The sequence below is a fragment of the Segatella copri genome, assembly GCF_024330485.1.
Classification (GTDB): Bacteria; Bacteroidota; Bacteroidia; order Bacteroidales; family Bacteroidaceae; genus Prevotella; species Prevotella copri_L.
The window spans coordinates 65,972-77,794 of record NZ_JANDWX010000016.1 but is presented as its reverse complement, the minus strand read 5'-3'; the positions used below and the strand labels follow the sequence as shown (position 1 = coordinate 77,794).

Below are 11,823 nucleotides of genomic sequence, written 5' to 3'. Positions count from 1 at the left end.
TACGGACAAGACTCCTTTAAATGATTTGTTTAACAAAGCTGTTCCAACAGAAGAGACGGAGGATTGGCTATATCCTAGCCTTTTCAGCCCCGACGATTTCTAAACGGGACAGCAGTGAATCTATATAATATAAATATTAAACAAATGGTATAATAAATCCCTGAATTGCTCTTCCAAGCAGTTCTGGGATTTATTATGTCTGATAGTTTGCCATGATGTGCTTCCGTTTGCCTACAGATATGGCTGCGTGGGGTTACGGATACGACTGCATTGGGTTACGGATACGACTGCATTGGGTTACGGATACGACTCCGTAGGCTAACGGAGACGTATCCTTCGGCTTGTCGAGATATCTGCGTCAGCTGATTGAGTCACTTGAGTTAGCTGATTGAGTCACTTGAGTTAGCTTACTGAACTACTTGGGTTAGCTGATTGAACTACTTGGGTTAGCTGATTGAACTACTTGGGTTAGCTGACTGAGCTATATCAGTATCCTGTAGTATTACATGTGTATTTTTTTCTAATTTAATGCCACATTTGCCACACTTATACTTAACTCTTTGATTATTAGAGGATAACGGGTGGCAATAAGGGGTGTTTTTATTGTCACCTTATTGCCACCTATTACCACTTTTGGCATAAAATCAGCAAAATAACGGTGTTTTTGAGGGATTTGCTACGTCCTGATGCAGTAAAAAATGCGTCCCGACGCAGCAAAAGTTACGTCCGGACGTAGTAAAAGATACGTCGTGACGTAATTTCAGTGCGGGAATTCAATGGCAAGAAGTATATAAATAAATCCCAGAATCGCTCTTCCAAGCGGTTCTGGGATTTATTATGTCTGATAGTTTGTTTACCACTTAAAGAGGTGAGGAACAAATTCCTTGAAGCAGCGGCGCCAGGTGAGCCACTCATGATGAGTGCCTGGTGATACATAAACATCGAGCTTGATGCCCAGTTCCTTCAACTGCTGTGCCATCTTCTCGGTACCGAAGTTCTCTTCCGAACCGCAGCCCATAAACATATAATGAATGTTCTTGTTGTATTTCTCTGCATCAGCAAAAACTCCATTGAAACAGGTCTTTACATCCACGCCAAAGAGTGCACCGCTAAAGGTTCCAAGGGCAGAGAACTTGTCCATGTGAGGCAATACCGTATTGAATGTCTGGCAACCGCCCCATGACAATCCTGCCATCGCACGATGCTCGCGGTCGGTATAAGTGCGGAATGTCTTGTCAACCATCGGAATCAGATCCTTGATAATCACATCATAGAAAGAAGCTCCATAGTGGCTGCGCTCTTCATCTACATTCTTGCCTGGACGGGCAACGAAAGGCTTCTTTACATCGCCACTCTCCATGACAACAATCATAGGCTCAGCCTTGCCTTCTGCTATCAGGTTGTCCATGATGTGCTGCATCATTCCCTGCTTGCTCCAGCCCGTTTCGTCTTCGCCCATGCCATGCTGCAGATAGAGCACAGGATAGCGCTTGGTGGTGTTGGTTTCATATTCGGCAGGGGTGTAAACCATGGCGCGGCGGAACTGCTTCTGAGAGGCTGCATAGTAAGATACTGAGCGAACCTGACCGTGGGCTACGTCCTGCTGAGGACGATAGTAGTTGCCTTCTGCTCCTTCTGGTACTTCCAGACCGCCTGCTTCACGGCAGCAGCCGAAGTAGGTTTCGCTGGCAGGGTCAACTACCTGCACGCCATCTACATTCAGAAAATAGTAGTGGAATCCTACTACCAGCGGATCGCTCACGCCGTACCAGTCGCCATCCAAATCCTTTTTCATCTCATATTGCTTGCCGCAGATGTCGAAGATTACTTTCTTTGCCTCAGGAGCATGGAGCTTTACATAAGCTCTGCGGTCCTTATCTACACGCGGATAGTTGCTGTCTGGAATGATTCCCTGCAGGGCGAGCATCATGTTTGCATAGCGCTTGCCCATGGTGCGGTAGCTTTCTGCAATGAAATGTAGACCGTCGCCACGCTGTGGACAGCCCTTTGAAGAAATGACGTGGGCTGTAGGAATGGTCTTGGCAATATCATCAACGATGGCGATATGTGCCCAGCATTTTCCGCCCATATCCTTCTGTACGGTTTCGCCTACGAGCAGAGGTACGTCTTCTGCCTTCAGATTCAAATCCTTTAAGATGTCGTTATAAACAGTCTTTACACGGTTAGGCCAGTTGGCATCGCCGTTGTTGGTTTCGCCCTGATGTAGGAGAATGCCCTTGATAACACCCTGCTTCTTGGCTATTTTTGCCAGTTCTATCAGTCGGCCGTATGGATTTCCGTTGTACTGGGATGCAAAGTTCTTCATCCAGTCGGGTTGTTTCTTGAGATAAGTCTTATAGGTACGCTTATCGAAGAGGTCGATGCTGGCTCCGCCCACGGCCACGGTGATGGTTCCCACCTTGATGCTGTCTGGCAGGTTATCCACCATCTTTCTTCCGAAATAGTCAACAGGAGTCAGTCCTGTAGAGGGTCTTGCCTGTGGCGGCACGGCGGTGTGCCATTGTCCCTTCTTCCATCCCGCCTTTTCATCATCCACGGCATACATAGCCTGGAATCTCGGGTTTACGCCCGTTCGGTCGATGTCTTCGATAGCCGCATTTCCTTCCATGTTCGACTGTCCGAAGCAGAGATAAATCTGAAAATTAGGATCAGGCTTTTCCTGAACCTTACTGCCCGTTTTCTGTGCCATCATAGGTAGGCACGCCATCGCGAGCATCGATGCTAAGATTGATAATCTATTCATTGTTTATATTTAATTAAATTATTAGATTGATTTTCATCTTCTGTTCTGTTTGCAAAGTTATGAAAAGATTTCCATACGTGCTTTGTCTCATATATCAATAACTTTTCCCTTTGTTATATAATAAGGTGATTCTTTTTTCTCAGGTCTCAGAATATGTTTCATTTTGTCTCTTTTTGGGTAGATGTTATTTGTGATAAAGTATTTGTTACTTGAGATAAAATGCGTTTTAATGTTTTTATCTATTTTTGCGACGTGTTTCAGCATCCTTAATGAAATTTTAGAGAATTTAGGATGTATATATAATAATGTAATATTAAACAACTGACTAGTAAGTAAAACTATTAATCTATTTTTAAGATGAAGAATTTAAAAATGATTGAAAAGCCGTTTGTTTTGCTATTCCTGCTCTGTTTGCTTCCTTTGGGAGTTTCGGCTCAGAGCATAGTAAAAGGTATAGTGACTGATCCAAGTGGAGAACCTGTGATTGGTGCTACTGTTAAAGTAGATGGTAGCAAGCTGGGTGTTATTACCGACTTGGATGGTAAGTTTAGCATTGATGCTGCACCTGATGCAACATTGACAATTACCTATGTGGGTATGGAGCCTAAGACCGTGAAAGCTGAGGCTGGTAAAACCCTTTCCATTACCTTGAAGGATGATTCTAAAGTTCTTAATGATGTCGTTGTCATCGGTTATGGCGTTCAGAAGAAGAGCGACCTGACTGGTGCAGTTGCATCTATCAAGAGCGATGACATCAAGGGTTTGTCAGCAACCGATGCCGGTGCTGCCCTCCAGGGTAAGGCTGCCGGTGTGCAGATTATCAACTCGGGTGGTCCGGGTGAGGCTGCCGATATCCGTATCCGTGGTTATTCTTCTAATAGTGGTAATATCGGTCCGTTGCTCATTGTCGATGGTCTGAAGGTGGATAACATCCAGTACCTGGATCCATCTATGATTGAAAGCATGGAGGTATTGAAGGATGCCGCTTCTGCTGCCATCTATGGTGCGCAGGCGGGTAATGGTGTCGTTATCATTACTACCAAGACGGGTGCTGCCAATGGCGGTAAGGCTCAGATTTCCTATAGCAGCAAGTTCACCATCCAGTCGTTGGGAAAGAGGGCTGATATCTTTGATGCTCCTGAGTATATAGAGTATCACAAGTATTTGGGCGACTTGAACGATGATCTTCTGAAGAAGAACAACTATAATGGTCAGAACACCAACTGGTATGACGAGGTGTTTGAGAACAGTCTGGCTCACCAGCATAGTCTCACCTTGCAGGCAAGTAACGGTAAGGGACGTTTCCTCGCCAGCTTGAATATCCTGAACAATGATGGTATCGTTAAAGGTAGCAAGGATACTTATAAGCGTTTCACTGGTCAGATCAATGCCGACTATGATATCTATAAGTGGTTGAACGTGACTACTAATACATCTTTTGAAAAGTGGAAGACCAAAGGTGTGACCAAGGGTTATGGTTCATTGCTGAACTCTGTGGTTTCTATCGATCCTTTGACTCCAGCTTATATCAGTAATGTGGAGGATTTGGCTCCTGGCATGAAGGCAAAGGTAGAAGCCGGTGGCCCAGTTCCAAGAGATCCAAGCCATAACAATGACTACTATGGTACTTCTAAATATGTAGAAGATGCTACTGGTAACCCTCTCTATCAGCGCGACCGTCATGACACATGGAATTCTGGTATCAATGTACGTGGTACCGTTGCTGCCAATATCAAGCCATTCAAGGGCTTTACATTTACTTCTCGCTTAGGTTATCGTATCACTCAGAGTAACTATCATAACTACGAGACTCCATATTGGTTAACATCTATGGCACATAGTGAAAACTATACCATTGAAGCGAATACCAATAATGGTTTGTACTATCAGTGGGAGAACTTTGCCAACTATTTGACAACAATCGGCAAGCACACTATTGGTGCCATGGCAGGTATGTCGTTTACCAAGAATCATTGGGATAACAGTTCCATCAGTTCTACAGGAGGTAACATACTCACATCTTATGAGCCAAACTTCCATTACATCAACTACTTGTTGGCTGATGCAACCAAGAATGTAGGTAACGCTCCTTCAGATGCAACAGAGTTATCTTACTTTGGCCGTGTATCTTACAGCTATGACAACCGTTACTTCATGCAGGTTAACTTCCGTCGTGATGCTTTCGATACATCAAAACTTTCAAAGAAGGCACGTTGGGGTAATTTCCCATCAGTTTCAGCAGGATGGGCTATCAGCAATGAGAAGTTCTTCAAGGACAATATAAGCCGTGATGCCATTTCTTTCTTGAAACTTCGTGGTTCTTGGGGTCAGAATGGTAACGTCAATATCTTGAGCGATTATCGTTATGCTTCTACCATAGCTCTTAATCAGAGTTTCTATCAGTATAATCCTTCTATCGGAGATGGTAAGCTGACTTTAGGTTCTAAGCCTTCTGGACTTGCTAACCCAGACTTGAAGTGGGAAACTTCAGAGCAGGTTGACCTTGGACTTGATGCGCGATTCCTTAACGACCGTTTGACTTTGGGCTTAGACTGGTATCGTAAGACAACCAAGGACCTCTTGATTGAAATCACTCCTATTCCAGAGATTGGTGTAAACAAGAGAGTTGTTAATACAGGTAAGGTACTTAACTCTGGTCTTGATTTCGAGTTGGGTTGGAGAGATCACATCAAGGACTTTAAGTATAGTGTGACCGTAAATGGTTCAACTCTGAAGAATGAGGTGAAGGAGGTTTCTAACCTTGTAAGCCGTTTGACCGAAATAGGTATCGATGGATTCAATAACCAGCTTAAGCCTACATTCGAGGCTGGCCATCAGGTATGGTATTTCCGTGGTTACAAGTATGCAGGTGTAGCCGAAGATGGTAGCGCTCTCTATTATAATAAGAATGGCGAAACAACTTCAGCTCCAACCGATGAAGATAAGCAGGATTTGGGCTCAGGTATTCCTAAGTTTACTTATGGTATTACTCTTAATGCAGAATATAAGGGCTTTGACCTCACCGTATTTGGAACAGGCTCTGCTGGCAACAAGATTTACAACTTGATGGTTTCTGCTGACCGTCCGTTGATCAATGGAATTGATACCTACTGGAAGGATTCTTGGAGAGCAGACCGCACCAATGCTAAATATCCTGATATGAAAAAGGTTGCTACAGACTGGAAGTTCTTCAGTTCTGATGCAGCTGTGTTCAGTGGCTCATATTTCAAGATCAAGCAGATTCAGTTGGGCTATACATTGCCAAAGGCTATCTCTAGCGTGGCAGGTATCAGCAATCTTCGTGTATATTGCTCACTAGATGATTTCTTCACCATCACCAAGTATCCTGGTGCTGATCCGGAGACCGCTTCTATGAATAGTGGCGCATCTCGTGGTTTTGATAATGGTACTTATCCAACTTCCAAGAAGGTGGTATTTGGTATCAATGTAACATTCTAACCTTTAATATTCAAAAACAATGAAGAAAATATTATTTTCAACAATATTGGCTCTTGCTGCCACAGGAACAATGACGCTCACGACATCTTGTGAGGATCAGCTTGACATAGAGCAGAAGGGTGTAATATATACCGAGAACTTCTATAAGACCGATGCTGATGCAGAGGCAGCCCTCGTTGCTGCATACGAAGGCTTTATGTGTAATGTGGTGGGACGTAACCACGATGGTGGTGGCCCAAGTATTTATACTCCATTGAAACTGATACTCAATGAGTGTGGAGACGATGTGTTGGCAGCAGGTGCCAACTCTGGTGATAATACGTTTGGTATCATGCTCAATCAGTTCTATTATGATGCTGAGGCTGAAGTGCCAAAGCATATGTACACAGGCCTCTATCACTCTGTATATACCTGTAACCTTGTACTCGATCACTTTGCCAAGGGTACTACCGCTGTGCAGAAACGTTGTGCCGCAGAGGCTCGTGTGCTTCGTGCTTATGATTATTTCCTGTTGGCTAATCTCTGGGGTACTCCACCATTGGTAACTAAAGCTCTGGATCCTACTGCACAGCCTTTTAATTGTGATAAGGATCCTGAGCATCCTATGAATCACCAACAGTTGATAGAGTGGATTGCGCAGGAATGTGAGAATGCTGCCAACGATTTGGATGAGCGTAAAAGTAAGGATGACAAGGATGGAGCAGTGAAGGTAACCAAGGGCTTTGCATGGGCTCTTGCCGGAAAGGCTTACCTTTTCGCCAAGCAGTATGACAAGGCTAAAATTGCCCTTAAAAAGGTTATAGACTCGGAGAAGTATGATCTTGTTCCTGGTGAGAAATATGCCGACAACTTCCATATCGAGGGTGATGCCAACGAGGAGAAGGTATTTGAAATCAACTTCGAGTATAATACAGGTAAGTCCAATTGGGGTGGTATGATTCAGCGTTCTAGCTGGATGGAGACCAACTATTGGGATTGGCGTGCTGATCACTTTGTGGTTTCTCCTAACAAGGTTTATTGTGGCGGCGTTGATGGCTGGGGTGGCCTTGGCGTGCCTCAGTGGTTTGGTGACGAGTTCTATAAAAATGATGGTGATCACTCTTATCGCTTGAATGCTACTTTAAAGCATATTGATGATGCGGTTTATCATATGCCTTACGGCAAGAAAGAAATCGATAATATGACTGACGAGCAGAAGAAAACCAGTGACAAGATTGGCATCAATGACCCTGTTCAGGGACTCTACGGCAACTCTACCTGGTTGGCGTTCAAGCAAATAATGAGAGCTCCTGATACTCAAGGCAAGAAATATGGTGATAACATTCGCTTGAATAATTATCTTGTCATGCGTTACGCTGAGGTTTTGCTCAATTATGCAGAGGCTTGTATTCAGACAGGCGATCTGGATGAAGCTAAGATATATATCAATAAGATTCAGGAGCGCGCCGGTTCAAAGACAGTCAGTGAAACTGTTGATATGGATGTGTTGAAGAAAGAAAAGTCATATGAACTTTGGCTTGAAGGCTGTCGTTGGTTCGATATCATGCGATGGAATGATACAAAGGCCAAAGAGCGTTTGACTAAGGCTGGTACAGTCGTGCCACATTTGTTTGATAAGGTTTTCAGAGCTCCAAAGGCAGACGACCAGGATGTAACTTGGGAGCATGGAACAGAAGCAAACAGCCGTTTCTATACGACCAACACTCCTGAGACTACTTTCAAGGTAGGTTTCAAGGAGGGCAAGCATGAGTTCTTCCCTTATCCACAGACCGTGTTGGATAAGAACCCTAACCTGAAGCAGAATCCTGGTTGGTAATCATGAAGTTGTTTTGTTAATATAGTGTTTTTAGTTTAAAGAACTATAGATTGTTTGACAATTAGGGGGTGTTTTGAAAAAAAGCACTCCCTTTTTTTTTCTTCTTTAAAGGAATTTACGTATGAAAACATGAATCATTAGAATAATGAAAAATTTAATTGTATTTATGCTGTTATTTTGTATGTTTTCTTGTACACAGGAGAGAAGAGAACGACATATGGTTTCTTTTATAGTTAAAGACTTGGAAAGATATCCAATGGGTAAGAATTCTTATTTGATTGTAAATTCTAAAGATTTACCAATATGGTATAATCGCATTAAAGGTTCATATTGGGTAGGTCCTTTTTATGAGGATTTGATACAATCTCCTTTGGGATTCTCTTTTTCTAGTGGAAATGTATATAAAATTGCAGCTAGTGAGAATGTATATATGTTTGATAAACATATGAAAAGCAAAGATACTATCTCGATTTGTTATGCTGTTCGGGATTCTGTACCAATTGTTAATTCAGAAAATGCTAGTGATACGATGTTTATAAATAAAACTCCATTTATTAATTATACCAAAAGATCAAGGATGTATAAAAGACATCGAGATAGTGTTTTGGTTAATTATCAACCCGATACGCTTGTAATGCCAAAAATTAAACGAGATACATTGATAGAAAAATAATATAGCTGAACTTTCGCATGTGGTTCAAGTACGTGCTGAAGGCCCAAAAGCTCCAGAAGCAGCACGCCCTGAAAGGGCAGAAGCTCCTAGCCCAGGGCATCGCCCTGGGTATAATAGCAATCAGCAAGGCGCCCTGTAAGGGCAAAAGCCTTATAAATTGCCCAGTATTTTAAAGCTTTTGCCCTTACAGGGCGACAGGTTTGCGTCCGTAATTACCCAGGGCGATGCCCTGGGCTAGGGGCTTCTGCCCTTTCAGGGCGTGTGGGGCAAAACTTGCCAATTCAGAACTTCCCTTGAAAATTTCTTTGATAAATAATAGATTCTGGCAAATAGAAGGTTCGTTGCCACCAAATATGACAGGTGGTACAGCCATTATCGTGATTAAAAAAGATGATGGGCAAATACAATATATTCGCCATACAAAATGACGGTTGGGTATTTATAGATTTAATTTGCCCCTTCCAATAAGGGTACGGAAAAACAAGATAAAGTTTTTGCAACATGAGACAAAGTGTATATGAAGGAAAATATGTAATTTTGCAGCATCAACTAATAATTTTAATATAAAAGAATGAATGTTCGAAAAATAATGAGATGCATTGCTTTGGCTGTATTGTCTTATGACACAGCCTTGGCGCAGAATCCAATCATCAATAGCCAGTTTTCTGCTGATCCTACGGCTCGCGTATTCAACGGGAAGGTATATCTTTATCCTTCTCATGATATTCCGAGTCCTATCGAGAAACTGAAGGAATGGTTCTGCATGGCAGATTATCACGTTTTCTCTTCCACTAATCTTACGGAGTGGCAGGATCATGGAGTCATCGTTTCGCAGGATAAAGTACCTTGGGTACAGGACGGCAGTTATACGATGTGGGCTCCTGACTGTGTAGAGAAAGACGGGAAATATTACTTCTATTTCCCTGCTGCTCCGAAAGGGGAGGAGAAGGGATTCGGAATAGGTGTGGCGGTTGCTGACCAGCCCGAAGGACCGTTTATGCCGATGTGGAAACCCATAGAGGGTGTGCACGGCATAGATCCTTGTGTGCTGATAGATAAGGACGGACAGGCTTATATCTACTGGGCTGGAGCTGGTTTGCACATGGCTAAGCTGAAACCAAACATGACGGAACTTGCCTCGGAACCCAAACTGGTAGAGGGGTTGCCTGAGGGATTCAAGGAAGGACCGTTTGCCTTCGAGCGTAACGGCAAGTATTATTTCACCTTCCCTTGGGTTCGTGAAAAGAATGGAACTGAAACGCTGGCTTATGCCATGGCTGACCATCCGATGGGACCTTTCACGTTCAAGGGCATCATCATGGACGAATCGCCTACGAAGTGCTGGACCAATCATCATAGCATCGTGGAATATCAGGGTCAGTGGTATCTCTTCTATCACCATAATGATTATTCGCCTAAGTTCGACAAGAACCGCTCGGTGCGAATCGACTCTCTGAGCTTCAATCCCGACGGAACGATACAGAAGGTGATACCTACGCTAAGAGGTGTGGGATTGACGAACGCTCGTTCGCGTATTCAGATTGACCGCTATTCTGCGTTGCATGGCAAGGGTATTGGTATTGATTATCTGGATAAGAACAACTGTTTTGCCGGCTGGAAGACTCTCTTCTCTAAATCGAATACAGCTCTTATATATAATAAGGTGGATTTCGGTAATGAGAAGGTGGAAGAAATCACCGTTCGTGCCAAGTCGGTTAAGGGCGGTGTGCTCGTAGTCAGAGCCGATGGCAAGAAGGGTAATATCATCGCTAAGGTGAAGATTCCAAAGTCGGCTGGCTGGAAGAATATCCGAGCCCAGGTGCTCCATGCTCCTCAGGGCGTTCATGCTCTCCATGTATCCTTGCAGAGTGGAGCCGATGTTGAGGTTGACTGGCTGGGCTTCGATGCGTTGCCTTGGGAAAAGGGTGCTTTCGAAACTCACCAGTATCGTAATCTCTTTACCGAGATGGGCTATAAGCAGGCTGATATTGACAGGAAGGTGAACGAAGTGTTCAATGATGTATTCTACGGTAAGAACAAGGTTTATTTCGAGGTAGGCGATTCCATGGGATATGTCAGCGATATAAAGAACAATGATGTGAGAACCGAAGGCATGTCGTATGGAATGATGGCTGCCGTGCAGTTTGACAAGAAGGACATCTTCGACCGCCTCTGGCGATGGAGCAAGAAATACATGCAGCATCAGGAAGGACCTTATAAGGGCTATTTCGCATGGAGCTGCAAGACTGATGGAACGAGAAATGCGCAGGGAGCCGCATCGGATGGTGAACTCTATTTCGTAACTTCGCTCATCTTTGCATCCAACCGATGGGGCAATGATACGGGCATCAACTATCTGAAGGAAGCGCAGCATATTCTGGATTGCAGCATGCAGAAGGCGGGAATGGACCGCACAGCTCCGCTCATCAATCTCGAACATCAGCTCATCACCTTTACGCCCGATCATTGGGGCGGGAAGTTTACCGACCCTTCTTACCATCTCCCTGCCTTTTATGAGGTTTGGGCGAAATGGGCTAACGACGGACGTTCCCAGTTCTGGAAGGAGTGTGCTGAGAAAAGCCGTGAGTTCCTGCATAAGTGTATCAATGAGAAGACGGGCTTGAATCCGGACTATTGCAACTATGATGGCAGTCTGATGAAGACCGGTCGGTTATTGGGTGATGCATTCCGTTATGACTCATGGCGAGTGCCTATGAACATAGCGCTCGATTATTCCTGGGCTTGCAAGGATAAGGAGTGGCAGCAGAAATATGCCAATACGCTGCAGAACTTCCTGTATAGTAAGGGCATTGATTCTTTCCTGGACCAGTATAATGTAGATGGAACGATGGTAGAAGATATTCTGCCGGCAGGTACGGCTCCTAAGGCACTCCGCCATTCTATCGGTTTTGTTGCCACTTCGGCTGCGGCTTCATTGGTCAGCAATCATGTGAAGGGCAGGGAATTCGTCAGTCATTTCTGGAATGCCAAGCATGAGCCAGACAAAGAAGGCTTCTTCGATGGCTACTACGACGGACTGTTGCGTCTCTTCGCCTTCATGCATCTGAGTGGCCGTTATCAGATTATCGAACCTCAATAATAATGAATAGT

Annotated in this window: 6 protein-coding genes; 5 read left to right on the top strand and 1 reads right to left on the bottom strand. The window is 44.1% G+C overall.

The genetic code is table 11. The features are described 5' to 3' along the window. Nucleotides 1-853 precede the first annotated feature (853 nt). On the bottom strand, nucleotides 854-2,728 hold the full coding sequence (locus tag NNC77_RS10110) for a sialate O-acetylesterase (RefSeq protein ID WP_437183282.1): 1,875 nt from the start codon (nucleotides 2,726-2,728) through the stop codon (nucleotides 854-856). 393 nt (nucleotides 2,729-3,121) lie between these two features. Here NNC77_RS10110 and NNC77_RS10105 point away from each other — a divergent pair, with 393 nt between their 5' ends. From NNC77_RS10105 to NNC77_RS10085, 5 genes are all read left to right on the top strand, one after another. Next, nucleotides 3,122-6,223: a SusC/RagA family TonB-linked outer membrane protein gene (locus NNC77_RS10105; RefSeq protein WP_254970713.1), complete on the top strand. Its 3,102-nt coding sequence runs from the start codon at nucleotides 3,122-3,124 to the stop codon at nucleotides 6,221-6,223. Between the two features lie 19 nt (nucleotides 6,224-6,242). After that, nucleotides 6,243-8,039: a RagB/SusD family nutrient uptake outer membrane protein gene (locus NNC77_RS10100; protein ID WP_254970714.1), complete on the top strand. Its 1,797-nt coding sequence runs from the start codon at nucleotides 6,243-6,245 to the stop codon at nucleotides 8,037-8,039. Nucleotides 8,040-8,184: 145 nt separating this feature from the next. Then, complete coding sequence (locus NNC77_RS10095) at nucleotides 8,185-8,712, top strand: hypothetical protein (RefSeq protein WP_254970715.1); 528 nt, start codon at nucleotides 8,185-8,187, stop codon at nucleotides 8,710-8,712. A 224-nt stretch (nucleotides 8,713-8,936) separates the two neighbouring features. After that, nucleotides 8,937-9,140: an NTF2 fold immunity protein gene (locus NNC77_RS16715; protein WP_367398734.1), complete on the top strand. Its 204-nt coding sequence runs from the start codon at nucleotides 8,937-8,939 to the stop codon at nucleotides 9,138-9,140. Between the two features lie 161 nt (nucleotides 9,141-9,301). After that, nucleotides 9,302-11,812, top strand: coding sequence for a glycosyl hydrolase family 8 (locus NNC77_RS10085; protein ID WP_254970718.1), 2,511 nt, complete (start codon nucleotides 9,302-9,304; stop codon nucleotides 11,810-11,812). Nucleotides 11,813-11,823: the final 11 nt, after the last annotated feature.